General features: G+C 73.2%; 3 protein-coding genes. All 3 read left to right on the forward strand.

Annotated elements, in window-relative coordinates:
• Positions 1 to 388 precede the first annotated feature (388 nt).
• The 3 genes from ABZ910_RS27570 (at position 389) to ABZ910_RS27580 (ending at position 22,999) form a co-directional block, all read left to right on the forward strand.
• Positions 389 to 607 (forward strand): MbtH family protein, encoded by a 219-nt coding sequence (locus tag ABZ910_RS27570; RefSeq protein WP_361369853.1) that lies wholly within the window; start codon positions 389 to 391, stop codon positions 605 to 607.
• Between the two features lie 397 nt (positions 608 to 1,004).
• The gene (locus tag ABZ910_RS27575) at positions 1,005 to 15,422 is read left to right on the forward strand and encodes an amino acid adenylation domain-containing protein (protein WP_361369855.1); all 14,418 of its coding nucleotides are present in this window, start codon (positions 1,005 to 1,007) and stop codon (positions 15,420 to 15,422) included.
• On the forward strand, positions 15,419 to 22,999 hold the full coding sequence (locus tag ABZ910_RS27580; protein WP_361369857.1) for an amino acid adenylation domain-containing protein: 7,581 nt from the start codon (positions 15,419 to 15,421) through the stop codon (positions 22,997 to 22,999). Before ABZ910_RS27575 ends, ABZ910_RS27580 begins: the two co-directional genes overlap by 4 nt.
• The last annotated feature ends 58 nt before the right edge of the window (positions 23,000 to 23,057 follow it).

Raw genomic sequence — 23,057 nt, forward strand, 5'->3', positions numbered from 1 at the left:
CGAGACTCACTGGAATTGCATGGGTGATAAGCGAAGATTCTCGACAATTAAGGCATCGGATTGACTGAATAGTTGCGCTGGGAGGGTGTTTGGCATATGTCCCGGGCAGCCCTGATGTCCATTCCTCAAATATCTACTCGCCGGTAATCGATCGAATGTGTACCTTTGGCCGTCGCGGTTCGCTTAGTGTGATTGGCATGAAAGGGCAGCGTCACGGCCGTCTGGGCTGACCCGCCTATGTGTCGCTGTAATGCCGGGGGGCGGAGCGATTCGCTTCTTCGTTCGGCCCGTCGCGCCGCGTGGGCCGAAGGCTCGTCGGCGTGGCTGTGAAGGTGGTCGGCGTAGCGAGCCGGGAAATGACTGATGGGTGTCCATGAAGGGGGATGCTGTGACCAATCCTTTCGACGACGAGTCGGGCAGGTTTCTGGTGCTGGTGAACGACGAGGGCCAGTACTCGCTGTGGCCTGCGAATATCGCCCTTCCGGGCGGTTGGCGCGTCAGTGGTTCGGAAGGGTCGCGTCAGGAATGCCTGGAAGCGATCGAAGCTGTTTGGACCGACATGCGGCCCGCCAGTCTGGTTCGGGCCATGGGGGCTGACGCCGGATAGGCCGGCGGCGCGATCGCGCGGGACGTCGTCCCAGGTCGAGCGGTGCTCTGGTCCACTGCACTCCGGCTGGCGCCGCTCTCGCGCGTGCGGACCTGTGGGGCCGGCATGTCGGCCGGTCGACCCTCGCGCGCAGGGTGTTCGCCGTCGTCCCGTATTTCTTTCTCGGGTGATTCGGTGGACGTCTTGCGCCTGCAGTCAACGCGCGTGGAAACGGGCGGACTGTCTTGCGTCGGGGGTTGATTTGCGTGAGCTGCGGCAGAGCTTGACGCCTTGAGGCTGCGTATCCTCCCCCTCTGCTGTCATCGGATCGTCACGAGCGAACCGTGTGACGGCGGGACCGTTTCACTCCGCTTTCTTCATCGTCCCCGAAAACTCTCCCCAAAGGTGTCGATTCGGCATGCATGAAAACAGCTCCGCATTCGATGTCGCGTCCGAAGATCTGTTCGACCTGACCGCTGCCCAACAGGGTGTGTGGTACGGGCAACTGGTCGACCCCGGCAGTCCGAAATACAACATCGGAGAATGCCTGGAGATCCGAGGCGACCTCGACGAGGATTTGTTAGCCGCCGCACTCGACCGGGCCTTAGCGCTGTGTGACAGCCTCAACGTCGAGTTCGTGACGCGTGGCGAATCGGTTCTTCAGCGTGTCGTCCACCCCCGGTCGCCCGCGACCGGCCGGCTGCACCGCGTCGACCTGACGGACGCGGACGATGCCGTGGCCGCGGCCGAGCGGTACATGGCCGACGACATGGCCACCGTCGACCGGATCGACGCCCCACACCACCACTTCGCGTTGCTGCGTCTCGGTCGGCGTCTGCACTACTGGTACGTCCGCTTTCACCACATCGCCGTGGACGGTCTCGGTGGCGCCGTCTTCACCCGCACCGTCGCCGATCTCTACACGCGTGCCGGGCGGGGCGAGAACCTCGCCGAAGCCGGGCCTCTCTCCGAGCCCCTGCGCGATCTGGTGGCCGCCGAGGCGGCCTACCGCGACTCGGACGACTACGAAGCCGACCGCGCTTACTGGACCGGTAAGTTCGCTGACCGCGCCGGGGACACAGCGGGAGCCGGTGAGGACGTGGACAGGCAGGGCGTCACGCCGCTCATCCGCCGGCGCACCGATGTCCCGGCCTCGCGCTCGGCCTCCGCGGCGGAGGTTCAGCTGCACTCCGGCGACACCCTCCCCGTCACCGTCCTCGACGACCTGCGCCGGCTCGCCGCCCGCAGCCGTACCAGCTGGACCGCCGTTCTCGTGAGCGCGGTCGCCGCCTACGTCGCCCGGGTCACCGGGACGCAGGACGTCACGCTGGGCCTCGCCTCCAACGGCCGCCATGGCGGCCTGCGGCACATCGTCGGGATGACCTCCAACGTCCTGCCGCTGCGCCTGGCCGTCACCGCCGACATGACGGTCGGCGCCCTGATACGCGCAGTCGCAGCCGAGATGCGCGGCGCGCTGCGCCACCGCCGCTTCTCCCGCGAACAGCTCGCGCGCGAGCTGAACATGGCCGACGGCGCGGCGCGCCTGACGGACGCGGTCGTCAACATCATGGGCTACGGATACGACCTCGACTTCGCGGGCAGCCCCGCCACCTCTCGACTGCTGTCCCTCGGCCCGGTCGATGACGTGTCCCTGTTCGTCTCCGAACGGCCCGAGGGCCAAGGGCCGTTGATCGGATTCGACACCAACCCCGAGCTGTACCACCCCGAGGACGTCCGGCTGTACCAGCAGGCCGTCGTCTCCTTCCTGACGGCTCTGGCCGGCGCGGACCCCGACACCCTCCTCAGCGACCTGCCGTTGCTCGACGACACCACCGCCGAGGCGGTGCTCGCGCAGGGGCGCGGCACCGGCCTGCCGGACCAGGTCGTGGCCAGGAGCCTCCCGGAGGTGTTCGGAGCGCAGGCTCGCCGAACCCCGGACGCGCCGGCTGTCGTGGACGGCGCCCTCACCCTCTCGTACCGTCAGCTCGCGCGAACGGCGGAGGACCTGTCCGGCGCCCTGGCCGGCTGGGGCGTCGGCGCCGAGGACGGCGTCGGCGTCCTCGTGGGCCGCTCGGCGGCCGTGGTGGCGGCCACGCTCGGCGCGGTCGGCGCGGGCGCAGCGTATGTGCCGATGGACGCCACGTGGCCGGCCGAACGACTCGGCCGCGTCGCCGAGATCGCCGGGGTACGCGCTCTGGTGGTCGACGTGGCCGCCGCCGATGAGCCGTGGGTGGCGGAGACGGCCGCCACGCTGCCGGTCATCGTGGTCGACGAGCGCGGCGCCGTCCTGCGTGGCGCCCCGGCGCGGCCGGGGCCGCTGCCCAGAGTGATCCCGAGCGACCGGCTCGCCTACGTGATGTTCACCTCCGGCTCCACCGGCCTGCCCAAGGGCGTCGGCGTCACACACGCCGACGTCCTCGCGCTCGCCGCCGACACCGCCTGGACGGACGGCGTCGGCGACGCGGTGCTCCTGCACTCGGCCTACGTCTTCGACGCCTCCACGTTCGAGATCTGGGTGCCGCTCCTGAACGGCGGCCGTGTGGTCGTCGCGCCCGCGGGCACCCTGGAAGCGCGGGTCCTCAAGGACACGGTGGACCGGCACGCGGTGACCGCGCTGTTCCTGACCACCGCCCTGTTCAACGTGGTGGCCGAGACGGACCCGGCGGCCCTCGCGGAGCTGCGCCTGGTCGCCGCGGGCGGCGAGGCCGCTGCCCCGGGCCTGATGCAGCGGGTGGCCGCGGCCGCGCCCGGCACGAGCGTCCTGCACGTGTACGGCCCCACGGAGACCACGACCTTCGCCACCCGCCATCCGGTCGCCGGCGGCGCGGGGGGCGTCCCCCCGATCGGCCGGGCCCTCGACGGGATGCGCCTGTACGTGCTCGACGCCGCCCTCCGCCCGGTGCCGCCCGGCGTCGTCGGGGAGCTGTACGTGAGCGGCCGCGGAGTGGCCCGCGGGTATCAGGGGCGTGCCGCGCTGACCGCCACCCGGTTCGTCGCCGACCCGTACGACGCGCGCGGCGGCCGCATGTACCGCACCGGGGACCTCGCGCGCTGGACCGCGCGCGGCGACATCGAGTACGTCGGGCGCGTGGACGGGCAGGTCAAACTCCGCGGGTTCCGCATCGAACCCACCGAGATCGAGAACACCCTGCTCGCGGACCAGGACGTGCGGGCCGCCCACGTCCTGGTCCGCGAGGACGTACCCGGCGACCGGCGGCTCGTCGCCTACGTCGTACCGGCTCCCGGCGCGCACCCGGACGCCGCCGCCCTCGCCCGAGGCGTGGCACGGTCCCTGCCCGCCTACATGGTGCCGTCCGCCTTCGTCCCCCTCGACGCGCTGCCCCTCAACGCGAACGGCAAGGTCGACCGCCGGGCGTTGCCGGCGCCCCCCGCCGCCGCGACCACGGCCCGCGGCCCGCGCACGGCTCACGAGGAGGTTCTGGCCGGCTTGTTCGCGGACGTCCTCGGCGTGTCCGCCGTCGGTGTCGACGACGACTTCTTCGCCCTGGGCGGCCACTCCCTGCTCGCCACCCGCCTCATCGGCCGGGTGCGGGCCTGCCTGGGCGCCGAACTCGGCCTGCGGACCCTCTTCGACAACCCCACGGTCGCCTCGCTCGCAGCCGTTCTCGACACCTCGGCCAAAACCCGGCCCGCCCTCGTCCCGCAGCACCGGCCCGAAGCGGTGCCGCTGTCCTTCGCGCAGCAGCGCCTGTGGTTCCTCAACCGGGTCGAGGGCTCCGGCGACACCTACAACGTCCCGCTCGTCCTCGAACTGCAAGGCCCCCTGGACACGGATGCCCTGAGCGGCGCCCTGGCCGACGTGGTCGCCCGCCACGAGAGCCTGCGCACCGTTTTCGCCGAGGACGACGGTGTCGCCCGTCAGGTCGTCCTCGACGCCGATGCCGCCGCGTCCCTCGTCCCCCTCGTCGTCGACGGACCGCCGGACGAGGAGAGCGCCGACGCCTGGGCCGAGGAGACGATCCGCCGACTGGCCGGCACGTCCTTCGACCTCGGTGGCGCCCCCGCCGTCCGGGCCCGTCTGCTCCGCCTGGATCCCGCCCGCCACGTCCTGATCCTCGTGCTTCACCATGTCGTCGCCGACGGCTGGTCCCTCGCCCCGCTCAGCCGCGACATCGGTGCCGCCTACCGCGCGAGGATCGCGGGCACGGACACGCCCGACTGGCCCGTCCTGCCCGTCCAGTACGCCGACTACGCCCTGTGGCAGCGGCGCCTGCTCGGCGACGACAGCGATTCGGACAGCCCGGCCGCACGCCAGCTCGCCTTCTGGCGGGAGGCGCTGCGCGGCGCTCCGGACCTGCTCGACCTGCCCCTCGACCGACCGCGCCCTGCCGTGCCGAGCCACGCGGGCGGCGCGGTCCCCTTCGAACTGGCCGCCCCCGCGCACGCCGCGCTCACCCGGCTCGCCCGCGCCGCGGGCTGCACCCCGTTCATGGTGCTCCAAGCGGCCCTGGCCGTGACGCTGCACGCCCACGGCGCCGGTACGGACATCCCGCTGGGCACCGCCGTGGCCGGACGCACGGACGAGGCACTGGACGACCTGGTCGGGTTCTTCGTCAACACCCTCGTCCTGCGCACCGATCTGTCCGGCGACCCGACCTTCCGTGAACTTCTCGAGCGGGTCAAGGAGTTCGACCTCGCCGCCCTCAGCCACGGCGACATCCCCTTCGAACGCCTCGTGGAAGAGCTCAACCCCGAACGCTCCGGCGCCCACCACCCGCTCTTCCAGACCATGCTGGTCCTCCAGAACCAGGAAAGTGCCGGGATCGATCTGCCCGGTGTCACCAGCCACGACCGCTCCCGGCACACCGGGATCAGCAAGTTCGACCTGACGTTCTCCCTCACCGAGACCACCCGGCCGACCGGCCCCGCGGAACTCGCCGATCCCACCGACCCGGCCGAGCAGACGTCCGCGGTCGTCGCGGCCGCGGGCATCGGCGGCTACCTCGAATACGCCACCGACCTCTTCGACGCCGCCACCGCCCGCGCCCTGTGCGAGCGTTTCGCCCGCATCCTCACCCAGGCCGTGACCGACCCCGACCGATGCGTCGGCGACCTCGATCCGCTCGTGCCGGGCGAGCGGGAGCGGCTCCTTCGCCAGGGGCGCGGCGCGGAGGGCGCGCCCGCCGCGCCCACGGTCCCCCAAGCGGTCCGCGCATGGGCGGCGCGCACGCCCGAGGCGGTCGCCGTGCGGGACGCGCACACGACGCTCACCTACGCCGAGCTCGACGCCCGCGCCGACGCCCTCGCCCAGGTCCTGCGCGAGGGGGGCGTGGGGCGCGAGGACCGGGTGGCTCTCGCCGCGCCACCGTCCGCGGACTCCGTCGTCGCCCAGCTCGCCGTTCTGCGGGCCGGCGCCGCGTATCTGCCCGTGGACCCGCAGTATCCGCCCGCCCGCATCCGGCACATGCTCGACGACGCCCGGCCGGCCCTGCTGCTCACCACCAAGGGCGTCCACGCGGACCTGCCGGCCTGCGCCATACCGTGGCTCGCCCTGGACGACCCGGCCGCCGTAAGACCCGCCGGCCCCCTCATTCCCGCCCCGGACGCACTCCACCCCGCGGATCCGGCATACGTCATCTACACCTCCGGCTCCACCGGCCGCCCCAAGGGCGTGGTCACCCCGCACGGCGCACTGGCGGGCCACATGGCCTGGATGGCACGGCACCTGGCCGTCACCCAGGACGACCGCGTCCTCGCCCGCACCTCCACCAGCTTCGACGCCTCCGTGTGGGAGTTGTGGCTCCCGCTGATGAACGGCGCCGAGGTCTGCGTGCTGCCCGACGGCGCCAACCGGGAACCCCGCACCCTCGTCTCCTGGATGAGCCGATACGCCGTCACCGTCGCCCAGTTCGTGCCCTCGCATCTGGCCCTCGTCCTGGCCGAGGCGGCGCACGCGACGCCGCTGCCCTCCCTGCGCGCCGTCCTGTGCGGCGGCGAACCGCTGACGCGTGCGCTCACCGACGCGACCGCCCACCGTGTCCGGGGCCGGAAGACCGGCGCACCTGCGGGCGCCGGCAACCCGCCCGAGACCGTGGCGATCGGCCGGCCCGTCGACACCATGCGCGCCTACGTCCTCGACAGCCGGCTGCGGCCCGTACCGCCCGGCGTCACCGGTGAGCTGTACCTTTCGGGCCCCAACCTCGCGCGCGGCTACCTGGACCGGCCCGGCCTGACCGCCGAACGCTTCGTCGCCGACCCGTTCGACGCCGCCGGCGCCCGCATGTACCGGACGGGCGACCTCGTGCGGTGGAACCGGGGCGGTCTGCTCGACTACGTGGCCCGCGCCGACGACCAGGTCAAACTGCGCGGATTCCGCATCGAGTTGGGCGAGGTCGAGGCCGCGCTCCTCGCCCGCCCCGGCGTCACGGCCGCCTGTGCCGTCATCCGGGAGGACGCCCCCGGCCGGCGGCACCTGGTCGCCTACGCCGTCACCGGCGCCCCGGCGCCGCGTTCCACCGACCTGCGTGACGCCCTCGCCGAGACACTGCCGCACTACATGGTGCCCGGCGCCGTGGTCGTCCTGGACGACCTCCCGCTCCTGCCCAACGGCAAGGTGGACCGGCGCGCGCTGCCGCAACCCGCCCCTGGCCCCGACGCCCTGGCCGGACCGGTTCGGCGCACCCCCCAGGAGGACCTGCTCGCCGGAATCTTCGCCGACATCCTGGACCGCCCCTTCGTCGGCTCGCACGACAGTTTCTTCGACCTCGGCGGGCACTCACTGCTCGCCATGCGCGTCGTCAGCCGAGTCCGCGCCGTCCTGGGCGCCGAGATCGCCGTACGCGCCCTCTTCGAACACCCGACCGTCGCGGGCCTGGCCCGCGTCCTCGACACCACCGGCCAGGCCCGTCCCGCCGTCCTGCCGGCGACGCGGCGCCCCGATCCACTGCCGCTGTCCTACGCGCAGCGGCGCCTGTGGTTCCTCAACCGGCTCGAAGGCCCCAGCTCCACCTACAACATCCCGCTCGTCCTCGAACTCGACGGCACCCTGGACACGGACGCACTGCGGGCCGCCCTGCGCGACGTCGTCGAGCGGCACGAGGCGCTGCGCACGTTGTTCCCGGAGCGGGACGGGGTACCGCACCAGGTGGTCCTTGCCGCCGAGGCGGCCGCACCCGCCCTGCCCGTCGTGAGTACGGCGCCCGCCGATCTGGAGGCCGCCGTCCTGGCCGCCGTACGCGAGCCGTTCGACGTCACCACGGACCTCCCGCTGCGCGCCCTGCTGCTGCGTTCCGCCCCCGGTCACCATGTGCTGGTCCTCGTCCTGCACCACATCGCCGGTGACGGCTGGTCCCTCGCCCCGCTCGCCCGGCACCTGGGCGCCGCCTACCGGGCCCGGCTCGCGGGCCGGGAGCCCGAGTCGACCACCAACACCCCGCTCCAGTACGCCGACTACACCCTCTGGCAGCACGCCCTCCTGGGGGACGGGGACGATGATTCCGATGCGCCGCAGAGCCTGCTGCGGCGGCAACTCGACCACTGGCACACCGCCCTGGCCGGCCTGCCCGGACTGATCGACCTGCCGCTGGACCGGCCGCGCCCGGCGACCACGGACCCCAGGGGGGCCGTCCACACCTTCGACGTGCCCGCCGCGCTGCACAGCCGACTGCTGCGCCTGGCACGGGAGTCGGGCAGCAGCCTGTTCATGGTGCTCCAGGCGGCGGTGGCCACCTTGCTGCACCGGCACGGTGCCGGCGACGACATCCCGCTCGGCTCACCCGTCGCGGGCCGCACCGACGAGGCCCTGGAAGACCTGGTCGGGTTCTTCGTCAACACGCTGGTTCTGCGCACCGATCTGTCCGGCCGTCCGACCTTCCGCGAACTGCTGGTGCGCGTAAGGGAGTTCGACCTTGCCGCCTACGCGCACCAGGATGTGCCCTTCGAGCGCCTCGTCGAGAGCGTCAACCCGGTCCGGGCGCGCAACCACCACCCGCTCTTCCAGACCATGGTGGTGCTGCAGAACCAGGACGGCGCACGCCCCGAACTGCCCGGCCTCACCGTCGAGGACCGGCTCGTCCACAACGGTCTGAGCAAGTTCGATCTCACCTTCGCCTTCACCGAGGACCGGGACGACGGCGGCCTCACCGCCGGGATCGAGTACGCCACCGCCCTCTTCGACCGAACCACGGCCGAGACCTTCGCGGCCCGTCTCGTACGCCTCCTCGAGCAGGTGGTGGCCGACCCCGGTCTGCCCCTGGCCGACTACGACCTGATGACGCCGGACGAACACGCCCGGGTGACGCGGTGGGGCGCCGGTCGTCCACTGCCCGCCGGCACCGATGACGCCACGCTGCCCACGCTCTTTGCGGCCCAGGTGCACCGCGCACCGGGCGCGGTGGCGGTCACCGGGGACGACGCCACCCTCACCTACGCCGAACTCGACGGGATCTCCACCGCCCTCGCCCATGTCCTGGCGGGCCTCGGGGTCGGCCCCGAATCACGGGTCGGCGTGCTGCTCGACCGCTCACCGGCCGTGGTGGCGGTCTCCCTCGCCGCGGTCCGCGCGGCCGGCGCGTACGTCCCGCTGGACGTGCGCTGGCCCGAGGAACGGCTCGACCAGGTCACCGGGGTGGCGGACGTGCGCGTTCTCGTCGTCGACGAGAACGCCTGCGCCTCCCCCTGGGTGACTGCGGCCGCCGGCCGGATGCCGGTCGTCGTCGTGGACCGGCTCGGCCGGGTCCTGCGGGGCGCGTCCGGGCGGCCGAGCCGCCCGGTGTCCCCGGCGGGCTCCGGTTCCCTGGCCTACGTGATGTTCACGTCCGGCTCGACCGGCCTGCCCAAGGGCGTCGGCGTCACCCACGCCGACGTGGTCGCGCTCACGGCAGACTCCGCCTGGCAGGGCGGCGCCGCCGACGCCGTCCTGATGCACTCGGCGTACGTCTTCGACGCCTCCACCTTCGAGATCTGGGCCCCGCTCCTGAGGGGCGGCCGGATCGTCGTCGCACCGGACGGCGTCCTGGACGCCCGCGGCCTCGACCACGCGGTGCACGCGCACGGGGTGAGGGCCGTCTTCATGACGACCGCCCTGTTCAACATGATCGCCGAGACCGACCCCGGCGCCTTCACCGGCCTCCGGCTGGTCTGCGCCGGAGGCGAACTGGCCTCCCCGGACGCGATGCAGCGTGTCGCAGGCATCGCGCCCGGTACCCGTGTCCTGCACGTGTACGGCCCCACCGAGACCACCACCTTCGCCACCCGCTACCAGGTGGCGGCCGACCTGCCGTCGGGCCCGCCGCCCATCGGGCGCGCCCTGGACGGTATGCGCCTCTACGTCCTCGACGGCTCCCTGGGCCCCGTCCCGCCGGGCGTCGTGGGAGAGCTGCATCTCGCCGGACGGGGCGTGGCACGCGGATACACGGGGCAGCCCGGAATGACCGCCGCACGCTTCGTGGCCGACCCGTTCGGCCCGGAGGGCGGACGCATGTACCGCACCGGCGACCTCGTCCGGTGGACCCCCGACGGACAGATCGCCTACGTCGGGCGCGTCGACGGGCAGGTGAAGCTGCGCGGCTACCGCATCGAACTCGGCGAGATCGAGAACGTGCTGGCCTCCTGCGAAGGCGTCGCCGACTGCTTCGCCGTCGTCCGCGAGGACGTCCCTGGCGACCGGCGGCTCGTCGCCTACGTGGTGCCCGCTGCCGGCTCCAGCCCCGGACCCGGCGACCTCGCCCGCGCCGTCGGCCGGTCTCTGCCCGCCTACATGGTGCCCTCCGCCTTCGTCCTGCTCGACGCACTGCCGCTCACTCCCAACGGCAAGGTGGACCGGCGGTCCCTGCCGGCGCCCGAGCACGCCCCGGCAAGCGGGCGCACCGCCCGCACCGCCCGCGAGGAGATCCTCTGCGGACTCTTCGCGGATGTGCTCGGCCTCGACGCGGCGGGCCCCGACGACGACTTCTTCGCCCTGGGCGGACACTCCCTGCTCGCCACCCGCCTCGCCGCGCGCATCCGCGTCGCCCTGGGCCTGGAGGTCACGGTCAAGGCCCTCTTCGAGCACACCACGCCGGCCGCGCTGGCCGCCGTACTCGACGGCGCCGGGGAGGCCAGGCGGCCCCTGGAGCGTGCCGGAAACCGCCCCGATCCGCTGCCGCTGTCCTTCGCCCAGCAGCGCCTGTGGTTCCTGGGCCGGTTCGAGGGACCGAGCGCCACGTACAACGTGCCGCTCGTGCTGCGCCTGGACGGCCCGCTCGACGTGGAAGCCCTGCAGAGCGCTCTCACGGATGTCGTCGAGCGCCACGAAAGCCTGCGCACCGTCTTTCCCGAGACCGACGGCGTGGCACGCCAGCTCGTCCTCGATGCCGACGCGGCCGACCTCGACCTCACACCCCGCGACACCGACCCCGACCGTCTCGACGAGGTGCTGGCCGCCGAGGTGGCCCACGCCTTCGACGTGGGTGCGCAGCTCCCGGTACGGGCACGGCTGGTGCGGCTCGGCACCGAGGCCCACGTCCTCGTGCTGGTCCTGCACCACATCGCGGGCGACGGCTGGTCGCTCGCCCCGCTCGCCCGCGACCTGGGGGAGGCGTACCGGGCCCGCGTCGCGCACGAGGAACCCGCCTGGACCCCGCTCGCCGTCCAGTACGCCGACTACACCCTGTGGCAGCGCGCGCTGCTCGGCGACGAGGAGGACCCGGCCGGCCTGGCCGCCCGGCAACTGGACTTCTGGCGCACCGCGCTCGCCGGTGCCCCCGATCTGCTCGACCTGCCGTGCGACAGGCCGCGCCCCGCCGTCGGCGCGCACCGCGGCGACGCGTTCGCCTTCCCGGTGGACGCCGGCACCCATCTGTCCCTCGCCCGGCTCGCCCGGGCACGCGGGTGCAGCCTCTTCATGGTGCTCCAGGCGGCCCTGTCGGTGCTGTTGTCGCGGCACGGTGCCGGTGAGGACATCCCGCTCGGCACCGCCGTCGCCGGACGCACCGACGAGGCTCTCGACGACCTGGTGGGCTTCTTCGTCAACACCCTCGTTCTGCGCACCGACCTGACCGGGGACCCCACCTTCGGTGAAGTGCTGGAGCGGGTGCGCGCGTTCGACCTGGCCGCCTACGATCACCAGGACCTGCCGTTCGAGCGGCTTGTGGACGCCCTGAGCCCGGACCGGGCCCAGAACCACCACCCGCTGTTCCAGACCATGCTCGTCCTCCAGAACCAGGCGGACGCCGCGGTCGAACTGCCCGGTCTCACGGTTTCCCGGCAACCCGTGTACACCGGCATCAGCAAGTTCGACCTGACCTTCACCTTCACCGAGACCCGCGACGGCACCGGCCGGCCCGCCGGCCTCGACGGTGTCCTGGAGTTCTCCACCGAACTCTTCACCCACACCACCGCGCACGCGCTCGCCGCCCGGTTGACCCGCCTGCTCGCCTCGCTCGCGGCCGACCCCGACCAGCGCGTCCACGCGGCCGACGTCCTGGACGCGGCAGAGCGGCAGGGCCTCGACCGCGCCGCGCACGGACCGGTCCGGCCCGTGGCGGCGCGCACCGTGCCCGAGGCGTTCCGTGCGCAGTGCGCACGGACCCCTGAGGCCGTCGCCGTGCGGGACGGCGCGCACCGCCTGACCTTCACCGAACTCGACCTGCTCTCCGACGACCTGGCGCACCACCTGCGCGGCCGGGGCATCGGCCGCGGCGCCCTCGTCGCCTTCGCCCTGGAGGGCACCGCCGACCAGGCGGTCGCGATGCTGGCGGTGGCCAAGGCCGGGGCCGCCTACCTGCCGGTCGACCTGGAGTACCCCGAGGCGCGCGTCGCCCACATGCTCGACGACGCACGCCCCGCGCTGCTCCTCACGCACACGCACCGCGCCGCGCGGCACCGCCTGTCCGTCCCCTGCCTCACGCTCGACGACCGGGCCGCCTGGTCCACCGGACACGCGGCACCGCCCGCCGCGCCACCGGACCCGCTCGACGCGGCGTACGTCATCTACACCTCGGGCTCCACCGGCCGTCCCAAGGGCGTCGTCGTCACCCACGCCTCGCTCACCAACCACATGGCCTGGATGGCGGACCATCTCGGCCTCACCGACCGCGACCGGGTCCTCGCCCGCACCTCGCCGAGCTTCGACGCCTCGGTGTGGGAGACCTGGCTGCCGCTGCTGCACGGCGGATCCACCTGCCCCGTGCCCCCCGCCGCGAACCATGACCCGGCCGGTCTGCTCGCCCGGATGCGCGAGGCGGGCGTCACCATCGCCCAGTTCGTTCCCTCCCACCTCTCGCTCGTCCTCGGCGAGACCGGCCCCGACGAGGCGCCCGCGACCCTGCGGGCCGTCCTGTGCGGCGGCGAACCGCTGACCCGATCGCTGGCCCGGCGAGCCAGGGACGGCTGGCGGGTCGAGGTGCACAACCTGTACGGGCCCACCGAGACCACGATCGACGCCACCGCACACCACCACCGGGACGAGGAGAGGGACTCCCCGGCGGGGGAGGGGACCGTGCCGCTCGGTCGGCCCGTGGACAACACCCGCGCCCTCGTCCTCGACTCCCGCCTCCAGCCCGTGCCTTCGGGCGTCACCGGTGAGCTCTACGTCGCGGGAGACGGCCTCGCCCGTGGCTATCTGGGGCGCCCCGGCCTGACCGCCGCACGGTTCGTCGCCGATCCCCACGGCCCCGCCGGGAGCCGTATGTACCGGACGGGCGATCTGGTCCGGCGGGACGCCGACGGCCTGCTCACCTACGTCTCCCGCGCCGACGACCAGGTCAAGCTGCACGGCTTCCGCATCGAGCTCGGCGAGATCGAGGCCGCGCTCACCGCGCTGCCCGCCGTCGCCGCCGCCTGCGCCGTCGTACGCGAGGACCAGCCGGGCGAGCGGCGCCTGGTGGCGTACGTCGTTCCCGAGAAGCATCACGACGTCGTCCTCGCCGACGACGAACTGCGCTTCGGGCTGGCATCCGTGCTGCCGCCGTACATGGTGCCCGCTGTCTTCGTCACCCTCGACGCGCTGCCGCTGCTGCCCAACGGCAAGGCCGACCGGCGCGCCCTGCCCGCTCCCGTGCGACCCGCCGCCACCAGGCCGGGAGGCCGGCCGCGCACCACGCCGGAACGCGTCCTGTGCGACGTGTTCGCCTCCGTGCTGCGCGTCCCCGACGTCCGCACCGACGACGACTTCTTCGCCCTCGGCGGCGACAGCATCCTCTCCATCCAACTGGTCAGCCGCGTCCGTCAGGCCGGCCTCGGTGTCACTCCTCGCGACGTCTTCGTCCACCGCACACCCGAGGCCATCGCGGCCGTCACCACCACGCTCGACCAAGGCGCCGTGGAGTCGGCCGAACCGGGCACGGGCGAGATGCCGCCCACGCCCATCGCCGCCTGGTTCCTGGAGCGGTCCGGAACCACGGACGGCTACAACCAGTCAGGCGTGCTGCGCACCCCCGTGGACGCCGACGAGGAATCCCTCGTCGCCGCCCTCCAACTCCTCATCGACCACCACGACATGCTCCGTCTGCGCGTCACCCGCTCCGCCGAGGGCGAACCCGTCCTGGAAGCCCTGCCGCCCGGTGCGGTGGCGGCCCGGGACCGCTTCACCCGTCTCGACATCGCCGGCCTCGCCGCCGATTCCGTGCGTGCCGCCGTCACCGAGGTGGGCGAACAGGCCCGCGGGCGGCTGCGGCCCGCACACGGCGAGGTGATCGAGGCCGTCTGGTGCGACGCGGGACCCCACGCGCGCGGGCGACTGCTCCTCGTCGTCCACCACCTGGCGGTCGACGCGGTCTCCTGGCGCATCCTCGCCGGGGACCTGGCCGCCGCCTGGCAGGCCGTCACCGACGGCGCGGCCGGTGGCGAGCGACCCACGGCCGGGGCGGCACTGCCGGCCGTCACCACGTCCTACCGGCACTGGGCGGGGCTCCTCGCCGCCCGGGCGCGCAGTGCCGAGCGCGAGCGGGAACTCCCTTTGTGGGAAACGGTGTTGGACACTCCCGATCCCCAGCTCGGATACCGGCCGCTCGACCCCGACCTGGACACCGCGGACCGGACGCGTACCCTGACCACCCGGCTGCCCGCCCGGTGGACCCGGCCCCTGCTCACCACCGCCCCCGCCGCGTTCCACGCCGGAGTCGACGACGTCCTGCTCACGGCTCTCGCGCTCGCCGTCCGCTCCTGGCGCGACGAAAAGGCCGCCGTACGAGGCTGGGCCCGGGCGGACGGCACAGCCGTCCTCCTCGACCTGGAAGGCCACGGCCGGGAGCAGATCGCCGACCACATCGACCTGTCCCGCACGGTCGGCTGGTTCACCAGCCTCTACCCGGTCCGGCTCGACCCCGGACCCGGTGACGCCCACGACCCCGGACGCCTCGACGCGACCGTGATCGACCGTGCCGTCAAACGGGTCAAGGAGCAGCTGAGGACCGTACCCGACCACGGCGTCGGCTACGGAATGCTGCGGCACCTCAACCCGGCCACCCGGTCCCGGCTGGCCACAGCCCCGCAACCCCAGATCGGCTTCAACTACCTGGGACGGTACACGGCTTCGCCCGAGGGGCCGGACGGAGCAGCCAGCGCGGGCGGCGACTGGGAGGTGCTGCTCGACGGGGGCGGCCCGCGTAGCCAGGACCCGGACATGCCCGTCCACCACGTCCTCGACATCAATGCGCACACCGAGGACCTTCCGGACGGCCCGAGCCTGGTGGCCCGCTGGGCCTGGCCCAGCGATCTCCTCAAGGAGGAGGACGTGGAGGCCCTTTCCGGGCTCTTCACCCGCGCCCTGCGCGCCATCGCCGAACACGCCGAAAGGCCCGACGCGGGCGGCTACACGCCGTCCGACCTTCCCCTGGTCTCGCTCGACCAGGCACAGATCGACAGACTGCAGAACAAGTGGGGTGGACGTAAGTGACCGGGTTCCAGCTGGAGGACGTGCTGCCGCTGACGCCGCTGCAGGCGGGGATGCTCTTCCACTCGCTCTACGACTCCCACGCCCCGGACGTCTACACCACACAGTTCGTCCTGGACCTCGAAGGGGTCGTCAGCCTTCCCGCGCTGCGTGCCGCCGTCGCCGCCCTGCTGCGCCGCCACGCCAACCTACGGGTCGGATTCCTTCACGAGGACCTGGACGAGCCCGTCCAGGCCGTCGCCGTCGAGGTGCCGCTGCCGCTGGAGGAACTCGATCTCACCGCGGCGGACCACACGGGCACGCCCGAGGAGCGCCTCTCCGCGTTCCTCGCCGCCGACCGCACCCGCCGGTTCGACCTCACCACTCCTCCGCTGATGCGGTTCACCCTGGTACACACGGCACCGGACCGGCACCGGCTCGTGATGACGAGCCATCACATCCTGTTCGACGGCTGGTCCCTCCCCCTGCTCGTGCGCGAACTCTTCGACCTGTACGCCCGCCAGGGCGACGACAGCGACCTGCCCCGCGTCGCCCCCTACCGCACCTACCTCGCCTGGCTGGCCGGACAGGACCGCCCCCTGGCTCTGCAGAGCTGGCGCGACGCCCTGTCCGGACTCGAGGCGCCGACCCTGCTCGCCGGGCGCCGCGCGACGGACGTCCCCGGCTCCGCCGAACTGCCCGACACCCTCGTGCTGGAGCTGGACAGCGCCACGACGCACCGGCTGCGCGAGACCGCCCGCTCCTGCCGGCTCACCCTCAACACCCTGGTCCAGGGCGCCTGGGGGCTGCTGCTCGCCCGGCTCACCGGACGTCACGACGTCGTGTTCGGCACCACCGTCTCCGGGCGTCCGCCGGAGATCCCCGGAATCGAGTCGATGGTCGGCCTGTTCATCAACACCGTCCCGGTACGGCTGCGTCCGGCGCCGGGCGAAACGCTGGCCGCCCTGCTGACCCGGCTCCAGGAGGAGCAGGGCCGTCTCCTCGGCAGCCAGCATGTGGGTCTGACCGAGATAGGCGAGGCCGCCGGACTGGACCAGCTCTTCGACACCCTGGTCGTGTTCGAGAACTATCCGCTCGACGCGGAGGCCCTGCGCACCGCGCAGCGGGGACTGCCCGGCCTCACCGTCGCGGGGTTCGACGGCACGGACGCGGCCCACTATCCCCTCACCCTCACCATCGCCCCCGGCGGCGACACCCTGAGGATCACCTTCGGCTTCCGGCCCGCCCTCCTCGACCATGCGGAGGTCGTCCGCACGGTCGCCCGTATGCGACGTCTGCTCACGGTGATGGCGGACGGGCTCGACCGCCGCGCGGACACCGTCCCCGTCCTCCTGGAGGGGGAGCGCGAGACGTTGCTCGCCCTGGGCCGCGGCGCCGAACTCCTCGGCGACAAAGGCGAGATGAGTGTCCCGGACGCCTTCGCCCGGCGCGCCGAGGGCCACCCGGACGCGATGGCCGTCACCGGCGCGGGCGAGCAGGTGACCTACCGGCAACTCCACGACCTGTCCGCCGAGTTGGCCGGGGCGCTGACCGGGACCGGAACGCGCGCCGAGGACGGCGTCGGCATCCTCATGGCCCGTTCGACCGCCCAGGTCACCGCATCACTGGCGGCCCTGCGCGCGGGCGCCGCCTACATCCCGCTCGATCCCCGCTGGCCCGCCGGACGGCTCGACCGCGTCACCGAAGCCGCCCCACTGCGCGCCCTGGTCGTCGATGAGACCACCCGCGCCCACCCGTGGGTACGTCGACTCGGCCTCGACGTCACGGTGCTGACCGTGGACGCTGCCGGCCGCGTCCTCTCGGGAGGTCCCGCGACCCCGGGCGCCCTCCCCGCCGCCACCGGCGGCGCCAGGCTCGCGTACGTGATGTTCACCTCCGGCTCGACCGGCCTGCCCAAGGGTGTCGGCGTCACGCACGCCGACGTGGTCGCGCTCACGGCAGACTCCGCCTGGCAGGGCGGCGCCGCCGACGCCGTCCTGATGCACTCGGCGTATGTCTTCGACGCCTCCACCTTCGAGATCTGGGCCCCGCTCCTGAACGGCGGCCGCGTCGTCGTGGCCCCCGAAGGCACCCTCCAGCCCGCCACACTCCGGGACCTCGTCGCCGAGCACGGCGTGACGGCCGCGTTCCTGACGACCGCCCTGTTCAACGTCATCGCCGAGACCGACCCCGGTGCCCTCGGCCTGCTGCGCCTGGCCGCGGCCGGAGGCGAGGCCGCCGCACCGGGCGTCCTCCAGCGACTCGCCGCCGCCCACCCCGGCACGACGGTGCTCAACGTCTACGGGCCCACCGAGACCACGACCTTCGCCACCCTCCACCGTGTCCGGTCCGACGACGATCCCGGCGGCGCGCCCCCGATCGGCCGGCCCCTGGACGGCACGCGGGCCTATGTCCTGGACGCGGCGATGCGGCCCGTGCCGCCAGGCGCCGAGGGCGAGTTGTATGTCGCGGGTCCTGGCGTCGCGCGCGGTTACCTGGGGCGGCCCGGCCTGACCGCCACGCGGTTCGTCGCCGACCCGTTCGACGCGACCGGGTCGCGCATGTACCGCACGGGCGACCTCGTGCGCTGGGGCGCCGACGGCGCGCTGCACTACGTGGCCCGGGCCGACCAGCAGATCAAACTGCGTGGCCACCGCATCGAACCCGCCGAGATCGAGGCGGTGCTCCGCGCCGACGCGTCCGTGCGCGCGGCCTGCGTCCTGGTGCGCGAGGACCTGTCCGGCGACCGCACCCTCGCCGCCTACGTCGTCGCCGCCCCCGGACGCATCGCGGACCCGGAACGGCTGACCGCGCACGTCGGCCGGCACCTGCCCGCCTACATGGTGCCGGCCGCCATCCACCCGCTCGACGCGCTGCCGCTGACCGCCAACGGCAAGCTCGACCGGGCGGCCCTGCCCGCGCCCGCCACCCCGGCCGGTGCGACGGGGCGGCCGCCGCGTGGCGCACACGAGGAGATCCTCGCCTCTCTGTTCGCGGACGTCCTCGGCGTGGCCCGGGTCGGCGTCGACGACGACTTCTTCGCCCTGGGCGGCCACTCGCTGCTCGCCACCCGTCTCGTGGGCCGGATCCGCACCGCCCTGGGCACCGAGACCGAGATCCGCGCCCTCTTCGAGAACCCCACCGTCGCGGCTCTCGCCGCGGTCCTCGCCGAGGGAGGCCGCCCGGCCCGTCCCGCCCTGGTCCCGCAGCGGCGCCCCGTCCAGGTCCCGCTGTCCTACGCCCAGCAGCGCCTGTGGTTCCTGCACCGGTTCGAAGGTCCCTCCGCCACGTACAACGTCCCCTTCGCCGTCCGCTTCGACGGGCCACTGGACACGGACGCCCTGCGCGCGGCCCTCGGTGATGTCGTCGCCCGGCACGCCGCCCTGCGCACCGTCTTCCCCGAGGACGACCACGGACCGCGCCAGCACGTCACCGAACCCGGCGAGATCCCCCTGCCGTTCACCGTCGACACCGTGGCCGAGGACGAACTCGCGGACCGCGTCAGGGGCGCTGCCACGAAGCCCCTCGACATCGAGCACGAACTCCCGCTCGGCGCGGCCCTGCTGCGCCTGTCCGACGAAGCCCACGTCCTCGTCCTCGTCGTCCACCACATCGCCGCCGACGGCTCCTCGTTCGCACCCCTCACTCACGACCTGGGCATGGCCTACCACGCCCGTACAAGAGGCGAGGCCCCCGTGTGGGCCGCACCGCCGGTCGACTACGTCGACCACACCCTCTGGCAACGGTGTCTGCTCGGCGACGAACACGACCCCGACAGCCTTGTCTCACGGCAACTCGACCACTGGAAAGCCGCGTTGGACGGCCTGCCGGAAATGATCGAACTGCCGTGGGACCGGCCGCGCCCCGCCGTGCCACGCCACACCGGCGCCGCCCACGACTTCGCCCTCGACCCCACCACCGCGCGCCGGGTCGCGGACCTCGCCCGCACCAGCGGATGCAGCGTCTTCATGGTTCTCCAGGCGGCGCTGTCCCTCCTGCTCTCCCGGCACGGCGCGGGCGAGGACATCCCGCTCGGCACGGCCGTCGCCGGACGCACCGACGAGGCCGCCGCGGACATCGTCGGCTTCTTCGTGAACACGCTCGTGCTGCGCACCGACCTGACGGGCGACCCCACCTTCCGCGAACTGCTGGAGCGCGTGAAGGAGTTCGACCTCTCCGCCCACACGCACCAGGACGTCCCCTTCGAGCGTCTGGTGGAACTGCTCAACCCGGCCCGCTCGCAGAGCCACCACCCGCTCTTCCAGACCATGCTGGTCCTCCAGAACCACACCCCGGCCGCTCCCTTCGGTCTGCCGGACCTCACCGTCAGCGCGGTCCCGGTCGACTTGGGGGTCAGTAAGTTCGACCTGTCCTTCACCTTCACCGAGACGTACGAGGACAGCGGCGTACCCGGCGCCATGCGGGCCAGTGTCGACTACGCGAGGGAACTCTTCGACGCGCCCACGGTCCGCGAACTCACCGAGCGGCTCGTCCTGTTACTCAACGCCGTCACCGCTGACCCCGACCGCCCACTGCACGCCTACGACGTACTCACCGGCGCCGAACGCGCCCGACTGACCGCGTGGGGAACCGGCCCCGCCCCGGACCGGCCCGCCGGGACGGTTCCCGCCCTCTTCGAGCGGTGGGTACGGCGCACCCCGGACGCCCCGGCGCTCCGCGACGCCGGCACCACCCTCACCTACCGCGAGCTCGACACCCGCGCGGACGCCGTCGCCCGCAGGCTCACCGCGCGGGGCATCGGCCCCGAGGACCGGGTGGCCGTCGCTCTGCCCCGCACCCACGAGCTCGTCATCACCCTTCTCGGCATCCTCAAGGCAGGGGCGGCCTATGTACCGCTCGACCCCGACTATCCGGCCCGGCGCCTGGCCCACATGGTCGAAGACGCCCGCCCGCGCCTGCTCCTCACCACGCCCGCGGTCCATCGCCGTCTCCCCGAACTCCCCGTACCCCATGTGCACTTCGGGGATCTCGCCGACAGCGCCGCGTCCACCGGCGGCCACGCCCCGTCGCTGCGCGCGGCGCACCCGGCGTACGTCATCTACACGTCCGGTTCCACCGGACTCCCCAAGGGCGTAGTGGTCACCCACCAGGGCGTCGGCGCCATGGCCAGGACCCAGAGCGAGCGGCTGCGCGTCGGCCCGGGCAGCCGGGTGCTGCACATGGCGTCCGTCAGCTTCGACGCCGCGTTCTGGGAGATGTGCATGGGGCTGCTCTCCGGAGCCTGCCTGGAGATCGACGAACGCGACGCCCTGCTGCCCGGCCCCGCCCTCGCCGCCACGGTCCGCGAGCGGGGTGTCACCCACCTCACCCTGCCGCCCGCAGCCCTCGCCGTGATGCCGCCCGGCTCGCTGCCCGCGGGCACCACGATGGTCCTCGCCGGTGAGGCGTGCCCGCCGAACCTGGTCCACGGCTGGTCCCGGGACCGATTCCTCACCAACGCCTACGGCCCCACCGAGACCACCGTCTGCGCCACCATGAGCGCCTTCCAGAACGCCGACGGCCCGCTCGCCCCCGATCGCACCGTGCCCATCGGTGTCCCCGTCGACGGCACCCGCGTCCACGTCCTCGATGACCGGCTGGCACCCGTTCCGCCCGGCGTCGTCGGTGAACTGTACGTGTCCGGCGCGGGACTGGCTCGCGGGTACCACGACCGGGCCGCCCTGACCGCCTCCCGCTTCGTGGCCGACCCGTTCGACCCTGCGGGGGGCCGCATGTACCGCACCGGCGATCTGGCGCGCTGGACCGGCGACGGACAACTCGTCTACGTCTCCCGTGTCGACGACCAGGTCAAACTCCGCGGCTTCCGCATCGAGCTCGGCGAGATCGAGGCCTCGCTCACCGCCCTGCCCGGCATCGCCGCGGCCTGCGCCGTCGTCCGCGAGGACCGGCCCGGCGACCGGCGCCTGGTCGCGTACACCGTCGCCGAGGACGGCGAGGCGGGCCCGGACGAGACCGAGGTGCGCGCGCACCTCGCCACCACCCTGCCCGATCACATGATCCCCGCGGCCTTCGTCCGGCTCGACGCGCTGCCCCTCACCCCCAACGGCAAGACCGACCGGCGTGCCCTGCCCGCTCCCGATCGGACCGTGTCCGCCGCGGGCCGGGCGCCGAGCACCGTCCGCGAACGGGCCCTGTGCGCGGCGTTCGCGGAGACGCTCGGCGTGCCCGAGGTCGGCGTCACGGACGATTTCTTCGCCCTCGGCGGCCACTCCCTGCTCGCCGTGACGCTCGCCCAGCGGATCGAGGAACGGTGTGGCCGACGCTTCTCCCTGCGCGAGGTGTTCGCCACGCCCACCGTCGAAGGCCTGGACCGTCTCCTGGGGCGTACGCCGGGCAGGACGAGCCAGGAGAACGCCGCCGCCCCCGACCTCGCTGCCGAGGTCCGCCTGGGCGAGGACATCACGGCCACCGGCCGCGCCGCCGCCGCACCGGTGCCGTCGCCCGGCCACAGCCGCTCCCGCCCCTCCGCCCGCCCTCTTCTGACCGGCGCCTCCGGCTTCCTCGGGGCCTTCCTCCTGCGCGACCTCATCGAGACCACCGACGGCCCTGTGGACTGTCTCGTCCGGGCCGGGGACCGACAGCGCGCGGGGGAGCGGCTGCGAGCCAACCTGGAACGCTACGGCCTGTGGCGCCCCCGCTACGAGACCCTGATCACCCCGGTGCCCGGCGATCTCGCCGCCCCCGGCCTCGGCCTGTCACCCGAGGACCGCACCTGCCTGGTCCGTCGCCTCGGCCCCGTCGTCCACAACGGTGCTCGGGTCAACTTCGCCGCCGGGTACGGTGATCTGCGCGCTGCCAATGTGGCCGGCACCGAGGAAATGCTGCGTCTGCTCGCCGATTCCGCGTCACCGGGCATGCACTACATCTCGACCACCGGCGTCTTCGCCCCGGCGTCCGGACCGGATCCCGTCGTCATCACGGAGTCGACACCGACAGGCCCGGCAGCCGACCTGCCCGACGGTTACGCCCAGAGCAAGTGGGTCGCCGAGGGACTCGTCGCTCTCGCCCGCGAACGCGGCCTGCCGGTCACCGTCCACCGGCCGGGCCGCATCAGCGGCGACACCACCACCGGGGCCTGCCAGGACCGTGACCTGCTGTGGCAGCTCATCAAGGGGTGCCTGCAGGCGAAGGCCGTGCCGGATCTGCCGTACGGTTCGACCGACTGGGTGCCGGTGGATTACGTGAGCAAGGCGGTCGTGGCGTTCGCCGCGTCCGACCGGACCGGCGCGGAGACCTATCACCTCACCAACCCGGACGCGCCGGGCCTCGACCGGGTCTTCGACGTGGCCGCCCGTCTCGGCCACGAACTGCGCATCGTTCCCGCACCGCAGTGGCAGGCCCGCGTCGAGGCTCAGCAGGACAACGCGGCGCAACTGTTCCTCGGCGACGAGACGCAGGCCCGGCACGCGGCAAGGGACCACCGCCGCTTCGACTCCCACCAGACGGTCAAGGCCGCGGCCGCGCTGGGCGCCTTCCTGCCTCCCCTGACCGACGACGTCCTTGCCCTCTACCTGACCTATTTCCACGAGTCGGGCTTTCTCCCCGGCCCTGCAAAGGGTCCCGGGAAGCGAGGCGAGTGATCATCCGTTGGCGAGGGTCACGAGGCTCTGGCCGCCTCGTTGATCTCGAACTCGGCCC

The sequence above is a fragment of the Streptomyces sp. NPDC046805 genome (genome assembly GCF_040645355.1).
In the GTDB taxonomy this organism is placed as follows: Bacteria; Actinomycetota; Actinomycetes; order Streptomycetales; family Streptomycetaceae; genus Streptomyces.